General features: G+C 59.9%; 14 protein-coding genes. All 14 read right to left on the reverse strand.

Features of this window, described 5'->3' with window-relative positions:
* Nucleotides 1-2: 2 nt before the first annotated feature.
* The 14 genes from nuoJ to purB all read right to left on the reverse strand — a co-directional run bounded on the left by nuoJ (nt 3) and on the right by purB (nt 16,112).
* Nucleotides 3-506, reverse strand: coding sequence for an NADH-quinone oxidoreductase subunit J (gene nuoJ, locus ORL50_RS18570; RefSeq protein WP_266017107.1), 504 nt, complete (start codon nt 504-506; stop codon nt 3-5).
* 9 nt (nt 507-515) lie between these two features.
* Nucleotides 516-1,064: an NADH-quinone oxidoreductase subunit NuoI gene (nuoI, locus tag ORL50_RS18575; protein WP_028623952.1), complete on the reverse strand. Its 549-nt coding sequence runs from the start codon at nt 1,062-1,064 to the stop codon at nt 516-518.
* 9 nt (nt 1,065-1,073) lie between these two features.
* On the reverse strand, nt 1,074-2,081 hold the full coding sequence (gene nuoH / locus ORL50_RS18580) for an NADH-quinone oxidoreductase subunit NuoH (protein ID WP_028623953.1): 1,008 nt from the start codon (nt 2,079-2,081) through the stop codon (nt 1,074-1,076).
* Nucleotides 2,078-4,792 (reverse strand): NADH-quinone oxidoreductase subunit NuoG, encoded by a 2,715-nt coding sequence (gene nuoG / locus ORL50_RS18585; RefSeq protein WP_266017111.1) that lies wholly within the window; start codon nt 4,790-4,792, stop codon nt 2,078-2,080. The genes nuoH and nuoG overlap by 4 nt, the downstream gene beginning before the upstream one ends.
* Before the next feature lie 137 nt (nt 4,793-4,929).
* Complete coding sequence (gene nuoF, locus ORL50_RS18590; protein ID WP_266017113.1) at nt 4,930-6,285, reverse strand: NADH-quinone oxidoreductase subunit NuoF; 1,356 nt, start codon at nt 6,283-6,285, stop codon at nt 4,930-4,932.
* Nucleotides 6,282-6,779: an NADH-quinone oxidoreductase subunit NuoE gene (gene nuoE / locus ORL50_RS18595; RefSeq protein ID WP_008020715.1), complete on the reverse strand. Its 498-nt coding sequence runs from the start codon at nt 6,777-6,779 to the stop codon at nt 6,282-6,284. Before nuoE ends, nuoF begins: the two co-directional genes overlap by 4 nt.
* A 2-nt stretch (nt 6,780-6,781) precedes the next feature.
* Nucleotides 6,782-8,566 (reverse strand): NADH-quinone oxidoreductase subunit C/D, encoded by a 1,785-nt coding sequence (nuoC, locus tag ORL50_RS18600; RefSeq protein WP_266017117.1) that lies wholly within the window; start codon nt 8,564-8,566, stop codon nt 6,782-6,784.
* Between the two features lie 72 nt (nt 8,567-8,638).
* Nucleotides 8,639-9,313 (reverse strand): NuoB/complex I 20 kDa subunit family protein, encoded by a 675-nt coding sequence (locus tag ORL50_RS18605; protein ID WP_007946424.1) that lies wholly within the window; start codon nt 9,311-9,313, stop codon nt 8,639-8,641.
* A 10-nt stretch (nt 9,314-9,323) separates the two neighbouring features.
* Nucleotides 9,324-9,737 (reverse strand): NADH-quinone oxidoreductase subunit A, encoded by a 414-nt coding sequence (locus ORL50_RS18610; protein WP_003223812.1) that lies wholly within the window; start codon nt 9,735-9,737, stop codon nt 9,324-9,326.
* A 551-nt stretch (nt 9,738-10,288) separates the two neighbouring features.
* Nucleotides 10,289-11,614, reverse strand: coding sequence for an isocitrate lyase (aceA, locus tag ORL50_RS18615; protein WP_008032724.1), 1,326 nt, complete (start codon nt 11,612-11,614; stop codon nt 10,289-10,291).
* Nucleotides 11,615-12,089: 475 nt separating this feature from the next.
* Nucleotides 12,090-12,851 carry a secretin N-terminal domain-containing protein gene (locus tag ORL50_RS18620; RefSeq protein WP_266017122.1) on the reverse strand — a complete coding sequence of 254 codons (762 nt, stop codon included), beginning with the start codon at nt 12,849-12,851 and terminating at the stop codon, nt 12,090-12,092.
* 216 nt (nt 12,852-13,067) lie between these two features.
* Nucleotides 13,068-13,493, reverse strand: coding sequence for a GNAT family N-acetyltransferase (locus tag ORL50_RS18625; protein ID WP_266017123.1), 426 nt, complete (start codon nt 13,491-13,493; stop codon nt 13,068-13,070).
* A complete protein-coding gene (locus tag ORL50_RS18630; protein WP_266017125.1) occupies nt 13,486-14,655 on the reverse strand; it encodes a ribosomal protein uL16 3-hydroxylase in 1,170 nt (389 codons plus the stop codon). The genes ORL50_RS18625 and ORL50_RS18630 overlap by 8 nt, the downstream gene beginning before the upstream one ends.
* 86 nt (nt 14,656-14,741) lie before the next feature.
* Nucleotides 14,742-16,112, reverse strand: a complete 1,371-nt coding sequence (gene purB / locus ORL50_RS18635) for an adenylosuccinate lyase (RefSeq protein WP_017339599.1) — start codon at nt 16,110-16,112, stop codon at nt 14,742-14,744.
* Between the last annotated feature and the right edge of the window lie 54 nt (nt 16,113-16,166).

Genomic DNA, 16,166 nt, shown 5'->3' on the forward strand with positions numbered 1-16,166 from the left:
CGTCATTGCTCCTTGGCTTCGTTACGGCCCAAGTGGAACGCCGTGACGGCTGCGGCAAGCAGCAGCATCGAGGCAAGTTCGACCACCAGCAGGTACGGACCGAACAGGCTGATGCCCACGGCCTTGGCGTCTACGGTGGTGTGGCCGATGGCCTCGCCGCTCTGGTGAGCGAACAGCACATACAGCAGTTCAACCAGCAGCAGTACGCCGAGGATGGTCGGGCCGAGCCAGATGCCGGGCTTGAGCCACACGCGCTCCTGCTGAACCGAGGCCGGGCCCAGGTTGAGCATCATCACCACGAACACGAACAGCACCATGATGGCGCCAGCGTAGGCGATCACTTCCAGAACACCGGCAAACGGTGCGCCGAGGGCGAAGAACGTCATGGCCACGGCGATCAGCGAAATGATCAGGTAGAGCAGGGCGTGCACAGGGTTGGTGTGGGTGATCACGCGAAGCGTGGACACCACAGCGATACCCGATGCGAAATAGAAAGCGAATTCCATCTTTCTTCCTTAAGGCAGCAAGCTCTTCACGTTGATCGGTTCGGCTTCATTCTGCGCGGCGCCTTTTGGCTTACCGGCAATCGCCATACCTGCAACACGATAGAAGTTGTAATCAGGGTTTTTGCCGGGGCCGGAGATCAGCAGATCTTCTTTCTCGTAAACCAGGTCCTGACGTTTGAACTCGGCCATCTCGAAATCCGGTGTCAGCTGGATCGCGGTGGTCGGGCAGGCTTCCTCGCAGAGGCCGCAGAAAATGCAGCGCGAGAAGTTGATGCGGAAGAAGTCCGGGTACCAGCGACCGTCTTCGGTTTCAGCTTTCTGCAGCGAGATGCAACCCACCGGGCACGCCACGGCGCACAGGTTGCAGGCTACACAACGCTCTTCGCCATCCGGGTCGCGGGTCAGGACGATACGGCCACGGTAGCGCGGCGGCAGGTAGACCTGCTCTTCCGGATACTGCAGCGTGTCGCGCTTGCGGAAGGCATGGCCGAAGATCATCACCAGGCTGCGAAGCTGGGTGAAGAAGCCATGCACGATGTCAATTATGTACTTCATGATTCTCTATCCTCACTGAGCCGCGACGGCGGGCGTGTTGAGCAACACGATCGCAGCGGTCACCAGCATGTTGACGAGGGTCAGCGGCAGGCAGAACTTCCAGCTGAAATCCATCACTTGGTCATACCGTGGGCGCGGAATCGAGGCGCGCAGCAGGATGAAGATCATGATGAAGAACGCGGTTTTCAGCGCGAACCAGATGAACGGGATCTGCGGCAGAATGCCGAACGGGCCATGCCAGCCACCGAAGAACAGGGTCACCAGCAGCGCCGAAATCAGCACGATGCCGATGTACTCACCGACGAAGAACATGCCCCATTTCATGCCGGCGTATTCAATGTGGTAACCGTCGGCCAGTTCCTGTTCCGCTTCCGGTTGGTCGAACGGGTGACGGTGAGTCACGGCGACGCCGGCGATGAAGAAGGTCAGGAAACCGAAGATCTGCGGAATGATGAACCACAGGTTCTGCGCTTGATATTCAACGATGTCGCGCATGTTGAACGAGCCGACCTGGATCACGATGCCCATCAGCGACAGGCCCATGAACACTTCGTACGACACGGTCTGCGCCGAGGCCCGCAAGCTGCCCAGCAGGGCGAACTTGTTGTTACTCGACCAACCGGCGAACAGCACCGCGTAGACCGACAGGCCAGCCATGGCGAAGAAGAACAGGATGCCGATGTTGATGTCCGCCACGCCCCAGGTCGGGGTGATCGGGATGATCGCGAAGGCAATCAGCAGCGCGCTCATGGCCACGACCGGCGCCAGGGTGAAGATCATCTTGTCGGCGAACGGTGGAGTCCAGTCTTCCTTGAAGAACATCTTGATCATGTCGGCCGCGATCTGGAACGCGCCGAACGGGCCGACGCGGTTCGGACCATAACGGTCCTGCCAGAGGGCGAGCAGACGACGCTCGACCCAGCTCAGCAGCGCGCCGCACACCACTACGGCGAGCAGGATCACGATGGCCTTGAGGACCGCGATGATCACGTCAATCACTTCAGGCGTGAACCAGGTCATTGAGCTGCCTCCTGCAGACCGTCAACGGATTTGCCAAAGATCGCTGGCGGAATACCGGCGATACCCGCTGGCAAGGCCACCAGACCGGCACCCAGCTCTTCGTTGATGCGCAGCGGCAGACGCAGGGTCTGGCCGGCCACGTTCAAGCTGAGCAGGGCGCCGTCATTGACACCCAGGCGATCGGCTTCGGATTTGGCCAAAGCGACATAGGCAGCCGGAATGCGCTCTTGAACCGGCGCGGCTTTGGAAGAGTTCTCTTCGCTGCCGAACAGGTGGAAGAACGGCACGACCTGCCAGGTGCCTGGAGCCGGGTTGAACGCACGTGGAACAGCGGCGAACCAGTTCAGCGAATCACCGCTGCTTTCGATCAGGCGGGTGCCCGGGTCGCCAGCGCGGATGTGACCACCGACTTCGTCCTGGAATTTGTTCCAGGCTTGCGGCGAGTTCCAGCCCGGAGACCAGGCGAATGGTACTTGCTGACGCGGTTCAACCGAGCCCGAGTAACCTTCCATGGAGAAGTTGAACGCGGTGTCGTTGTCTTGCGGGGTACGCGGTTCGTGCACGCTGATGTCGGCGCGCATGGCGGTACGACCGGAGTAACGCAGCGGTTCGCGGGCCAGTTTCATGCCCTTGATGCGGAACGCGGCGGACGGTGCGGCATCGACGATACGGTTCAGTTGCGGCGTGCTTGCAGCAACGGCAGCGGTCACGTGGTCCAGCTGGGTCCAGTCGATCGGCTGGTTCAGCAGGGTGGCGCGCAGGGCATGCAGCCAGCGCCAGCCTTCGTGAACCAGGATGCTGGCGTCCATGTATTTCGGGTCGAAGACCTGGAAGAAACGCTGGGCGCGGCCTTCCTGGCTGACCAGCGTACCGTCGCCTTCAGCGAAGCTGGCGGCTGGCAGGACCAGGTGCGCGCGATCGCTGGTGGCGGTCTTCTGGTGATCGGCGACGATCAGTACTTTCGCAGCGTTCAGGGCTGCATCGACCAGCGCCTTGTCGGTACGGGTGTACAGATCGTTTTCCAGCACGACCAGAGCGTCGGCCTTGCCATCGATCACAGCCTGCAGCGCTTCGTCGACCGAGTCGCCACCGAGCATGGCCAGGCCGAGGCTGTTGGCCTCTGGCACGATCAGGCTGATGGAACCGTTCTTCTCGCGCAGCTTCAGCGCTTTGGCGATGTTGGCAGCGGCTTCGATCAACGCTTTGGAACCCAGGGAGGTACCAGCGATGATCAATGGACGCTTGGCGGCGAGCAGAGCGTCGGCAATGCGTTGGGCCAGTTCGAGCGCTTCGGTGTCCAGGCCTTCAACCGCAGGGGCGCTGGCGTCGAGGGCGTGAGCCACGGCGAAACCGATGCGCGCCAGGTCATCTGGAGCCGCGTGAACGCACTCTTCAGCGATGTCGTCGAGCTTGGTTTCAGCCAGGCTGGCGATGAACAGCGGATTGAGCGCGTGCTGGCCGATGTTCTTCACGGCGGCGTCGAGCCAAGGCTGAACGCGCATGGCGTCGGCCATGTCTTCGGCCTTGCCCTTGACCGACTGACGCAGCGACAGCGCCATGCGGGCGGCGGTCTGGGTCAGGTCTTCACCGAGGACGAAGATCGCGTCGTGGTCTTCGATGTCGCGCATGTTCGGGATTGGCAGCGGGCTGTCTTTCAACACCTGCATGACCAGGCGAATGCGTTCCAGCTCGGCAGCTTCGATACCCGAGTAGAAGTGCTCGGCGCCAACCAGTTCGCGCAACGCGTAGTTGCTTTCGAGGCTGGCACGGGGCGAACCGATGCCGACGATGTTGCGACCGCGCAGCAGGTCTGCGGCTTTGTCCAGCGCTTCGTCGAGGCTCAGCTTGGCGCCGTTGGCCAGCAGAGGCTGACGCGGGCGGTCTTCGCGGTTGACGTAGCCATAGCCGAAACGGCCACGGTCGCACAGGAAGTACTGGTTTACCGAACCGTTGAAACGGTTTTCGATCCGACGCAGCTCACCGTAGCGTTCGCCCGGGGAGATGTTGCAACCGCTGGAGCAGCCATGGCAGATGCTCGGCGAGAACTGCATGTCCCACTTGCGGTTGTAGCGCTCGGAGTGAGTCTTGTCGGTGAACACACCGGTCGGGCAGACCTCGGTGAGGTTGCCGGAGAACTCGCTTTCCAGGGTGCCGTCTTCAACGCGACCGAAGTACACGTTGTCGTGGGCGCCGAATACGCCGAGGTCGGTGCCGCCAGCGTAGTCTTTATAGAAGCGCACGCAGCGGTAGCAAGCGATGCAGCGGTTCATCTCGTGGGAGATGAACGGGCCCAGTTGCTGGTTCTGGTGGGTGCGCTTGGTGAAGCGATAACGGCGCTCGTTGTGGCCGGTCATCACGGTCATGTCTTGCAGATGGCAGTGACCGCCTTCCTCACAGACTGGGCAGTCGTGAGGGTGGTTGGTCATCAGCCATTCAACGACGCTGGCACGAAACACTTTCGCTTCTTCGTCGTCGATGGAGATCCAGCTGCCGTCGGTGGCAGGCGTCATGCACGACATGACGATCCGACCACGCTTGTCGTTCTCGTCGGTGTACTGCTTGACCGCGCACTGGCGGCAAGCGCCAACGCTGCCTAGGGCGGGGTGCCAGCAGAAATACGGAATATCGAGGCCTAGCGACAGACATGCCTGTAACAGGTTGTCTGCCCCATCGACTTCGAGCTCTTTGCCGTCTACGTGGATAGTGGCCATGGTTCAAAGTTCTTCGTTGGCCCGGTGTCAGCGGGCGTGGCTAATGGAATCTTGTTGTTCGCGTGAATCAACACAGCCGTTCAAGGCGTCATCACACGAGAAGACGAAGGGCACGGACCCTTCGCCTTTTTAAGCGTTTACGCGCCGACTACGATCGGCCTTGCCAGAGGCGGGACGACGGCGCTGGTAGGCGCGATGCCGGCTTCGAACTCATGGCGGAAGTATTTGATTGCGCTGCCCAACGGCTCCACGGCGCCCGGTGCGTGAGCACAGAAAGTCTTGCCTGGGCCGAGGAAACCGACCAGACCCAGCAGGGTCTCGATATCGCCGGCTTGCCCTTCACCGTTCTCGATCGCGCGCAGCAGCTTGACGCTCCACGGCAGACCGTCACGGCAAGGGGTGCAGAAACCGCAAGACTCACGGGAGAAGAACTCTTCCATGTTGCGCAGCAAGGACACCATGTTGACGCTGTCGTCCACCGCCATGGCCAGGCCGGTACCCATCCGGGTGCCCACCTTGGCGATGCCGCCGGCGTACATTTGAGCGTCGAGGTGTTCCGGCAACAGGAAACCGGTACCGGCGCCGCCTGGCTGCCAGGCCTTGAGCTTGAAGCCGTCGCGCATGCCGCCGGCGTAGTCTTCGAACAACTCGCGACCGGTGATGCCGAATGGCAGCTCCCACAGGCCCGGGTTCTTGACCTTGCCGGAGAAGCCCATGAGCTTGGTGCCCATGTCTTCGCTGCCTTCACGGGCCAACGATTTGTACCAGTCGACGCCGTCGGCAATGATCGCCGGCACGTTGCACAGGGTTTCAACGTTGTTCACGCAAGTCGGCTTGCCCCACACGCCAACGGCGGCAGGGAAGGGCGGCTTGGAGCGCGGGTTGGCGCGGCGGCCTTCGAGGGAGTTGATCAGTGCGGTTTCTTCACCGCAGATGTAACGCCCGGCGCCGGTGTGGACGAACAGCTCGAAATCGAAGCCGCTGCCCAGGATGTTTTTACCCAGCAGGCCGGCGGCCTTGGCTTCTTCCACGGCACGGTTGAGGTGCTTGGCGGCGGTGGTGTATTCGCCACGCAGGAAGATGTAGCCACGGTAGGTTTTCAGCGCGCGAGCACTGATCAGCATGCCTTCGATCAGCAGATGGGGCAGTTGCTCCATCAGCATGCGGTCTTTCCAGGTGTTCGGTTCCATCTCGTCCGCGTTGCACAGCAGGTAGCGGATGTTGATGGATTCGTCCTTGGGCATCAGGCCCCACTTCACGCCCGTGGGGAAGCCTGCACCGCCGCGGCCTTTGAGGCCGGCGTCTTTCACGGTCTGGACGATGTCGTCCTGGGCCATGTCGGCGAAGGCTTTGCGCGCAGCGGCATAACCGTTCTTGGCCTGGTACTCGTCGAGCCACACGGCTTCGCCGTCGTCACGCAGGCGCCAGGTCAGCGGGTGAGTCTCGGCCGACCGCTGGATGCGGTTGGCAGGACCGAAGGAAGTCAGGGTCATACGTAGCCCTCGAGCAATTTGGCAACGCCGGCAGGCTGCACATCACCGAAAGTGTCGTCGTCGATCATCAACGCCGGTGCCTTGTCACAGTTGCCGAGGCAGCAGACCGGCAGCAGGGTGAATCGACCGTCGGCGGTGGTTTGACCCAGGCCGATGCCAAGCTTGCTCTGGATTTCGCTGACCACCGATTCATGGCCGCCGATGTAGCAGACCATGCTGTCGCAGACGCGAATGATGTGGCGGCCAACCGGCTGACGGAAGATCTGGCTGTAGAACGTCGCCACGCCTTCAACGTCGCTGGCCGGGATGCCGAGGATTTCGCCAATGGCGTACAAGGCGCCATCCGGCACCCAGCCACGTTCCTTCTGGACGATCTTCAAGGCTTCGATCGACGCCGCGCGCGGGTCTTCGTAGTGATGCAGCTCGTGCTCGATGGCCGAGCGCTCGGTTTCACTCAAGGTGAAACGGTCTGTCTGGATAAGCGTGCTGTTCATGCTTAGCGGTCCACGTCGGCCATAACGAAATCGATACTACCCAGGTACGCGATCAAGTCCGCGACCATGCTGCCTTTGATCACCGAGGGGATCTGCTGCAGGTGCGGGAAGCTTGGGGTGCGAATCCGGGTGCGGTAGCTCATGGTGCCGCCATCGCTCGTCAGGTAATAACTGTTGATGCCCTTGGTCGCTTCGATCATCTGGAAGGATTCGTTGGCCGGCATGACCGGGCCCCACGAAACTTGCAGGAAGTGCGTGATCAGGGTCTCGATGTGCTGCAGCGTGCGTTCTTTCGGCGGCGGCGTGGTCAGCGGGTGATCCGCCTTGTACGGGCCTTCCGGCATGTTGCGCATGCACTGCTCGATGATCTTGATGCTCTGGCGCATTTCTTCGACACGCACGATGCAACGATCGTAGGCATCGCCATTGGCAGCCAGCGGCACTTCGAACTCGAAGTTCTCGTAGCCGGAGTACGGGCGGGCCTTACGCAGATCGAAGTCGCAACCGGTCGAACGCAGGCCTGCACCGGTGACGCCCCATTCCAAGGCTTCCTTGGTGTTGTAGGCGGCAACGCCGATGGTCCGGCCTTTGAGGATGCTGTTGTCCAGTGCGGCTTTCTGGTATTCGTCCAGACGCTTTGGCATCCACTCGACGAAGTCTTTGACCAGTTTTTCCCAGCCACGCGGCAGGTCGTGGGCGACGCCACCGATGCGGTACCAGGCCGGGTGCAGACGGAAACCGGTAATGGATTCGATCACCGTGTACGCCTTCTGACGGTCGGTGAACGTGAAGAACACCGGGGTCATGGCGCCGACGTCCTGGATATAAGTACCCAGGAACAGCAGGTGGCTGGTGATCCGGAAGAACTCGGCCATCATGATGCGGATGACGTCGACCTTCTCGGGCACCTTGATGCCGGCCAGCTTCTCGACCGAGAGCACGTACGGCAGGTTGTTCATCACGCCGCCGAGGTAATCGATACGGTCGGTGTACGGGATGAAACTGTGCCAGGACTGACGCTCGGCCATTTTCTCGGCACCACGGTGGTGGTAACCGACGTCCGGCACGCAGTCGACGATCTCTTCACCGTCCAGCTGCAGGATGATGCGGAACGCACCGTGCGCGGAAGGGTGGTTAGGGCCGAGGTTGAGGAACATGTAGTCCTCATTCGCCCCGGAACGCTTCATGCCCCAGTCTTCAGGCTTGAAGCGCGCGGCTTCTTCCTCAAGCTGTTGCTTGGCGAGGGTCAGGCTGAACGGGTCGAACTCGGTGGCACGAGCCGGGAAGTCCTTGCGCAGCGGGTGACCTTCCCAGGTCGGCGGCATCATGATGCGGGTCAGGTGCGGGTGACCTTTGAAGTCGATCCCGTACATGTCCCACACTTCACGCTCGTACCAGTTGGCGTTCGGCCAGATGCTGGTGACGGTCGGTACGCTGAGGTCGCTCTCGGACAAGGCGACCTTGATCATCACGTCACTATTACGTTCGATCGACATCAGGTGATAGAACACGGTGAAGTCGGCGCCGCTTGGCAGCCCTTGACGCTTGGTGCGCAGGCGCTCGTCCACGCCGTGCAGGTCATAGAGCATGACGTACGGCTTGGGCAGGTTGCGCAGGAAGCTCAGGACTTCAAAAAGTTTGGCACGGGCAACCCAAAGCACCGGCATGCCGGTGCGGGTCGGCTGGGCGGTGAACGCCTCGGGGCCAAAACGGTTGTTCAGTTCGACGACCACATCCTGGTCGTCTGCCTTGTAAGGCGGGATGTACAGAGCACTGCCTGTAGTCATGGTTATTTATCGCTTTCGGTCAACGTAAAGAATGAAGCCAGTTTCTCGTTCTATAAAAGAAGCAGATCTGGATCAGACTTCGTCGGGGCTGCGCAGGTTGGTGACTGCGATTCGCTGTTCGCGGCGCTTTTCCTTCTCGGAAGGCATCTCGGCGCGATAGACGCCTTGATCACCAACGACCCAGGAAAGCGGACGACGCTCCTGTCCAATCGACTCCTGCAACAGCATCAAGCCTTGCAGGAAAGCTTCAGGACGGGGCGGGCAGCCAGGCACGTAGACGTCCACGGGCAGGAACTTGTCCACCCCTTGAACGACTGAGTAGATGTCGTACATGCCACCGGAGTTGGCGCACGAACCCATGGAGATAACCCATTTAGGTTCGAGCATTTGCTCGTAGAGACGCTGGATGATCGGCGCCATCTTGATGAAGCAGGTGCCGGCGATAACCATGAAATCCGCCTGACGCGGCGATGCCCGGATAACCTCGGCGCCAAAGCGCGCGATGTCGTGGGGCGCCGTGAAGGCGGTGGTCATTTCCACGTAGCAGCACGAAAGGCCGAAGTTATACGGCCACAGGGAGTTCTTGCGCCCCCAGTTGATCGTGCCGTTAAGCACGTCTTCGAGCTTGCCCATGAAGATGTTTTTGTGGACTTGATCTTCTAACGGATCGGAAACGGTTTCCCGCTCGCCAATCGGATACTGCTCGTTAGGAGCATCGGGGTCGATCCTGGTGAGATTGTATTGCATTGCCAAAGCCTCATTGTTTCAGCTTCGCCTGCCGCTTGCGCCGCGCTTCTGGAGCCCAGTCAAGGGCGCCCACTCGGAACAGGTAGACAAGACCTGCCAACAGAATTGCTATGAAAACGAGAGCTTCGACGAATCCGGTCCAGCCGCTTTCGCGGACGGACACAGACCAGGCAAAGAGAAAGAGGGCTTCGATATCGAAGATCACGAAGAGCATCGCGACCAGATAGAATTTGGCTGAGAGCCGCAAGCGGGCGCCACCTGTAGGTAGCATGCCGGACTCGAACGGTTCGTTTTTGCTGCGGCCCCAGGCTTTTGACCCGAGGAGGCTGGAAACGCCAAGCATGAAGGCGCAGAGGCCGACGACGCCCAGAAGGAAAATGGCAAAGCCCCAGTTGTGGGCCATGAGTCCTGTCGCTTCGGGCATGCTGGAAATCCTTAACAGAGAGCAAAGGTCTCTGAGCTTGAATAAGAAACAACGCAGTGACGATATGTCGCAGCAATCAATCACGCTGATTTTATGGCACAACACCCCGCAAGTAAAATTCCTATAGCGAAATTATTTATAAGAATAAGGACATAGCGCATGCCAAAAGCGCCGTAGGCCATGCATTGCGGGCATTAGCAGGCTTTTCATCAATATTGTTTTGTTATGAATGTAACGAACAAAGGCATTCACTAAATGATAATCAATATTGTTTGCGCTGGTTTTCAAACTGTTTATCGGGTTTATGCTTGGGAAGTTGTCTTATATGCGCGTAACTGTAGGAGCTGACGAGTGAAACGAGGCTGCGATCTCTTGGCTTTTTTTGCGGCAAGATCAAAAGATCGCAGCCTTCGGCAGCTCCTGCGAGGTTTTGTGGTGTCAGGTAAATCCCGGGCAAAAAAACGCCCCGAACCAGTCGGGGCGTCAGATGTGAGGCGTAGCGGTTAGGTTTGTCGACGGTCCGCTACGGCCGCTTGTGCAGATGAATCAGATCAGTGGAACTGTTCTTCTTCAGTCGAACCGGTCAGCGCGGTAACCGAAGACGAGCCACCCTGGATCACGGTAGTCATGTCGTCGAAGTAGCCGGTGCCCACTTCCTGCTGGTGAGCCACGAAGGTGTAACCCTTGGCGGCGTCAGCGAACTCTTGCTCTTGCAGTTTCACGTAGGCGGTCATGTCGTTGCGGGCGTAGTCGTGCGCCAGGTTGAACATGCTGTGCCACATGTTGTGAATGCCGGCCAGGGTGATGAACTGGTGCTTGTAGCCCATGGCGGACAGTTCGCGCTGGAACTTGGCGATGGTCGCGTCGTCCAGGTTTTTCTTCCAGTTGAAGGAAGGCGAGCAGTTGTACGACAGCAGTTGGTCCGGGTATTCCTTCTTGATCGCTTCAGCGAAGCGACGAGCCTCGTCCAGATCCGGCTTGGCGGTTTCGCACCAGATCAGGTCGGCGTACGGCGCGTAGGCCAGGCCGCGAGCGATAGCCTGGTCGAGGCCGGCGCGTACTTTGTAGAAGCCTTCCTGGGTACGTTCGCCAGTTACGAACGGCTGGTCGTACGGGTCGCAGTCGGAAGTCAGCAGGTCAGCAGCGTTGGCGTCGGTACGGGCCAGGATGATGGTCGGAGTACCAGCAACGTCAGCAGCCAGGCGAGCAGCGGTCAGCTTCTGTACGGCTTCCTGGGTAGGAACCAGTACCTTGCCGCCCATGTGGCCGCATTTTTTCACGGAGGCCAACTGGTCTTCGAAGTGAACGCCGGCGGCGCCTGCTTCGATCATGCTCTTCATCAGTTCGTAGGCGTTCAGTACGCCACCGAAACCGGCTTCGGCGTCAGCCACGATTGGCGCGAAGTAGTCGATGTAGCCTTCGTCGCCCGGGCCTTTGCCGGCTTTCCACTGAATCTGGTCAGCGCGACGGAACGAGTTGTTGATGCGCTTGACCACGGTTGGAACCGAGTCCACCGGGTACAGCGACTGGTCCGGGTACATCGATTCGGCGGAGTTGTTGTCCGCAGCAACCTGCCAGCCAGACAGGTAGATCGCCTGGATACCGGCTTTGACTTGTTGTACAGCCTGGCCGCCGGTCAGGGCGCCCATGCAGTTGACGAAATCTTTCTCTGGGCGGAAGGACGGCTTGGCACCCTGGGTGACCAGGTTCCACAGCTTCTCGGCGCCGAGTTTTGCAAAGGTGTGCTCAGGTTGAACCGAGCCACGCAGGCGGACGACGTCAGCAGCGGAGTAGGCGCGTGTCACACCTTTCCAGCGCGGGTTTTCAGCCCAGTCTTTTTCGAGGGCTGCAATTTGCTGTTCGCGTGTCAGTGCCATGGAGATAAACCTCGTCGCGTCTTTTACGGAAAGTTGTTCTGCGGTGGAAAATTCATGCGCTCGCAGACCAGAAGCTTAGGCGGTCAAGTCGAATTCGGCGGGGTTGGCGACGGGATGAACGATAGGCTCGAGGGGAAGTGAGCAGGTAAGGGCGAACTGGCGAACGCATTCGGGCATCGTGGGCCTTAGTGCAGACTTCAGTGTGGAGCCGGGTTACCTAATTACGCTTCCGTCCCTCGGGACAACTTCGTTCCAGTCGGCAACCTCGTCAAACACACCTTGTGGGCGGTACAGACACGAAACGGTTCGCGGGGTAGGTGCGAACATCGCTTCGAAGGCCCTTGCCAGGGCCCCTGATTAGCGGGAGCGAGGCCATCATGCCTTTGCTTTTTTCCCTCGTCAAACGTTTTGTAGTGCTTTTTTTCGAGCACTACATCTTTGGTCTAATACGACTAATCAGTCAGTTTTCGGTGGTTTAGTCCAAAGTATCGACTTTCACCCGCAGGGTCATATCATCGCGGCCCTGAGTCGAGTAGCTGCGGGTCAGGCCCTGTTTGTCGGCCTGGGTCTGGCGGTTGACGCCGGCCAGGGTGATCCACTCGCCAAGGCGGCCGGTGACCGTTGTGTCGGTGCTTTGCACGTTCACTACATCAGGACGTTCCTGGCTCATGCGGTCACGGTTGGTACTGATGTCCAGGTGAACGATGTCGCCGGTGACGCTTGCGGTCACGTAGAAACCCTGGGTGACGTTGCGGTACTCGGTCTGGCTGCGCAGGTCGCCGTAGGAATCGCTTTGGCTGCTGGTCAGCGGCACGCTCTGGCCGACCTGGATCAATGCGGGCGCACCTTCGCTGGCCTGAATCTGCTGGATACCACCATCACGGCTGTCGGTGCTGCGGTTGATGATGCGGGTCTGGTTGGGCTTGGCACCGTTGACCGAGTAGCCCTGGTCAGCCTGGAAGTTGTTTTCGCTGGTGTCGACGGTAATCAGCAGGCGCTTTGGTGCAGTGTCCAGCTGGTTGATTAACGCTTTAAGTTCGTCGATCTTGCGCTGATCTGCGTTGACGATCAGCTGGTTGCCGTAGGCGCTGACCTGACCGTCCTTGCCGATGAAATCCTGCGCCATGGGCAGCATGTCGGCGCTGGTGTGGTAGTTCAGCGGCACGATCTCGGTGGCCGCGCTGAGCGAAAAACTGCAGGTCAGCAGCAGCGTGGTGAGCAGGGTGCGTAGGGACATGTCCGTTATCTCCGGCATTTTGATGTGTTGATATTGCCAGTTTGTCGGCCTGGAGGGGGGCAAGTTGAATTGCAGACAGCAAAACGCCCCGGCATCGGTGGATGGCGGGGCGTTTTGTGGTGTCTTTGATGGCCTCTTCGCGAGCAAGCCCGCTCCTACATGGTCCGGCGCTATCCCTGTAGGAGTGAGCCTGCTCGCGATGGGGTTACCTCGGTCTCAAGCCGAATGCCGAACCATGTCCACATGCGGAATCCCGGCTTCCAGGAATTCCTCACTGACCAGACGAAAGCCCAGGCGCTCGTAGAACGCCGTGGCCTGCACCTGCGCGCTGAGCATTTGCTGCTTCAGTCCGCGCTCTTCGGCTTCGCCGATCACCGCTTGCATCAGTGCGTCACCGACTTTCAAACCGCGCCAGTCCTTGAGCACCGACACCCGCCCGACGTGGCCGTCAGGCAGCAGGCGTGCAGTGCCAATCGGGAAGTCACCCTCGAAGGCCAGGAAATGCACCGCTGTCGCGTCATCAGCATCCCATTCCAGCTCGGGCGGAACGGATTGCTCGGCGATGAACACCGTCTCACGAATGCGCCGGATCTCGGCGTTGTCCTTTAGCCAGTCTGCGACACGTACGTGAATTTTATTCATCGGCAAACCCCAGGCTTCCTTGCTTGATCAGTTCGCACAGCAGGCCACGACCATCCTCGTCGCTCAGCCACTGACCCAGGTTATCGATATGCAGCGCATCGGCGGAGCAGATCAATTTCAGCAGTTCGCGCAGCTTGCCTGGCAGATAACGGCTCTGGCCACTGGCGAACAGCAACAGGTCGTCATCGACTTCAGACCAGGCCAGGCGTGCGCTCGGATTACGAATCACCACAGCGCCCTGTTCAAGGCTGGCGAGCAGGTCGTCTTCTTCAATCTCTTCTGGGCCGACCACCAGCTCCGGGTAGCGCGGCTCGGTCATGAACTGGCCAAACCAGGTCAGCAACAGGCGCTCGTCGCTCATGTGTTCGGCCAGCAGACCCTTGAGGCGGCCGAGTGCGTCATGCTGGATCTGGTGTGGATCGCTCACCGGCTGGGCATCGGCGTCGGTGTAGCGTTCTTCGTCCGACAGGAACTGGCTGAGGAAGTCGGTGAAGTGGGTCAGCACTTCGGCGGCACTTGGCGCACGGAAGCCGACCGAGTAGGTCAGGCAATCATCCACGGCTACGCCGCAATGGGCAAGGCGCGGTGGCAGGTAGAGCATGTCGCCCGGTTCCAGGACCCACTCATCGGTGGCTTCAAATTCGGCCAGGATGCGCAGGTCGGCGTGTTGCAGCAGCGGGCTCTCGGAATCGCACATCTGGCCGATTTTCCAGTTGCGCTTGCCGTGGCCTTGCAGCAGGAACACGTCGTAGTTGTCGAAGTGCGGGCCGACGCTGCCACCCGGGGCGGCAAAGCTGATCATTACGTCATCGACGCGCCAGCTCGGCAGAAAGCGGAAGTTTTCCAGCAGTTCAGCGACTTCCGGGACGAACTGGTCAACGGCTTGAACCAGCAGGGTCCAGTCCTGCTCCGGCAGTTTGCTGAATTCGTCTTCGGCGAACGGGCCGCGGCGCAATTCCCATGGGCGCTCGCCATTTTCGATCACCAGGCGCGACTCTACTTCTTCTTCCAGCGCCAGGCCGGCCAGTTCATCGGCGTCGATCGGGCTTTCGAAATCAGGAATCGCCTGGCGGATCAGCAGGGGTTTTTTCTGCCAGTAGTCGCGCATGAATTCGCGCGCCGTGATGCCGCCCAGAAGTTGAAGAGGAATGTCAGGATTCATGTGTAACCTATTGAAAAAAAGCACTTTTCAGACGGGAATAAAAACGCCCGGCGCTGCCGGGCGTCTCAAACGGGTACAGCGGTCGATCAGATGCGCTTGGCTTGCTCTACAGCGTTGCCGATGTAGTTCGCCGGAGTCAGCAGTTTCAGCTCGGCCTTGGCCGCGGCTGGCATGTCCAGGCCGTCGATGAAAGTTTGCAGCGCTTCAGGGCTGATGCCCTTGCCGCGGGTCAATTCTTTCAGCTTTTCGTAAGGGTTTTCGATGTTGTAGCGACGCATGACGGTCTGGATCGGCTCGGCCAGTACTTCCCAGCAAGCGTCCAGGTCGGCGGCGATCTTCTGGGCGTTGAGCTCCAGCTTGCTGATGCCTTTGAGGCTGGCTTCGTAGGCGATCACGCTGTGGGCGAAGCCGACACCGAGGTTGCGCAGTACGGTGGAGTCGGTCAGGTCGCGCTGCCAGCGGGAAATCGGCAGCTTGCTGGCCAGGTGCTGGAACAGCGCGTTGGCGATACCCAGGTTGCCTTCGGAGTTTTCGAAGTCGATTGGGTTGACCTTGTGCGGCATGGTCGACGAACCGATTTCGCCAGCGATTGTGCGCTGCTTGAAATAACCCAGGGAGATGTAGCCCCAGATATCGCGGTCGAAGTCGATCAGGATGGTGTTGAAACGGGCGATCGCGTCGAACAGCTCGGCGATGTAGTCGTGCGGTTCGATCTGCGTGGTGTACGGGTTGAAACCCAGGCCCAGCTCGTCTTCGATGAAGGCGCGGGCGTTTTCTTCCCAGTCGATCTCAGGATAGGCCGACAGGTGAGCATTGTAGTTGCCCACGGCACCGTTGATCTTGCCCAGCAGCGGCACGGCCGCCACCTGTGCGATCTGGCGCTCCAGACGGTAAACCACGTTGGCCAGTTCTTTGCCCAGGGTGGTCGGCGAGGCCGGTTGACCGTGGGTGCGCGACAGCATCGGCACGTCAGCGAAGCGGATCGCCAGCTCGCGGATGGCTTCGGCGGTCTGGCGCATCAGCGGCAGCATCACATCATCACGGCCTTCGCGCAGCATCAAAGCGTGGGACAGGTTGTTGATGTCCTCGCTGGTGCAGGCAAAGTGGATGAATTCGCTGACAGCCGCCAGCTCAGGCAACTTGGCCGCTTGCTCTTTGAGCAGGTATTCGATGGCTTTGACGTCGTGGTTGGTGGTGCGCTCGATCTCTTTGACGCGTTCGGCGTGTTCCAGAGAGAAATTTTCCGCCAGGGTGTTCAACACAGCGTTGGCTTCGGCGGAAAACGCCGGCACTTCGCTGATGGCAGGGTGAGCGGCCAGGCGCTGGAGCCAGCGCACTTCAACCAGAACACGGGCACGGATCAGGCCGTACTCGCTGAAAATAGGGCGCAGGGCCTGGGTTTTGCCGGCGTAGCGGCCGTCAACAGGGGAAACCGCAGTGAGCGAAGAAAGCTGCATGGGGTGTTCTCGGACAGTCGGGCAACGAAATGGGGCGCGTATCATACATGAAAA

The sequence above is a fragment of the Pseudomonas sp. RIT-562 genome (genome assembly GCF_026241895.1).
Lineage (GTDB): Bacteria > Pseudomonadota > Gammaproteobacteria > Pseudomonadales > Pseudomonadaceae > Aquipseudomonas > Aquipseudomonas mandelii_F.

Bases quoted from the DNA above. Each gene is read 5' to 3' on its own strand.
- ORL50_RS18610 (WP_003223812.1), bottom strand. From the start codon at position 9,737: ATGCCCGAAGCGACAGGACTCATGGCCCACAACTGGGGCTTTGCCATT.
- nuoG (WP_266017111.1), bottom strand. From the start codon at position 4,792: ATGGCCACTATCCACGTAGACGGCAAAGAGCTCGAAGTCGATGGGGCA.
- ORL50_RS18625 (WP_266017123.1), bottom strand. From the start codon at position 13,493: ATGAATAAAATTCACGTACGTGTCGCAGACTGGCTAAAGGACAACGCC.
- nuoF (WP_266017113.1), bottom strand. From the start codon at position 6,285: ATGACCCTGACTTCCTTCGGTCCTGCCAACCGCATCCAGCGGTCGGCC.
- purB (WP_017339599.1), bottom strand. From the start codon at position 16,112: ATGCAGCTTTCTTCGCTCACTGCGGTTTCCCCTGTTGACGGCCGCTAC.
- ORL50_RS18630 (WP_266017125.1), bottom strand. From the start codon at position 14,655: ATGAATCCTGACATTCCTCTTCAACTTCTGGGCGGCATCACGGCGCGC.
- ORL50_RS18620 (WP_266017122.1), bottom strand. From the start codon at position 12,851: ATGTCCCTACGCACCCTGCTCACCACGCTGCTGCTGACCTGCAGTTTT.
- nuoH (WP_028623953.1), bottom strand. From the start codon at position 2,081: ATGACCTGGTTCACGCCTGAAGTGATTGACGTGATCATCGCGGTCCTC.
- ORL50_RS18605 (WP_007946424.1), bottom strand. From the start codon at position 9,313: ATGCAATACAATCTCACCAGGATCGACCCCGATGCTCCTAACGAGCAG.
- nuoE (WP_008020715.1), bottom strand. From the start codon at position 6,779: ATGAACAGCACGCTTATCCAGACAGACCGTTTCACCTTGAGTGAAACC.
- nuoJ (WP_266017107.1), bottom strand. From the start codon at position 506: ATGGAATTCGCTTTCTATTTCGCATCGGGTATCGCTGTGGTGTCCACG.
- nuoC (WP_266017117.1), bottom strand. From the start codon at position 8,566: ATGACTACAGGCAGTGCTCTGTACATCCCGCCTTACAAGGCAGACGAC.
- aceA (WP_008032724.1), bottom strand. From the start codon at position 11,614: ATGGCACTGACACGCGAACAGCAAATTGCAGCCCTCGAAAAAGACTGG.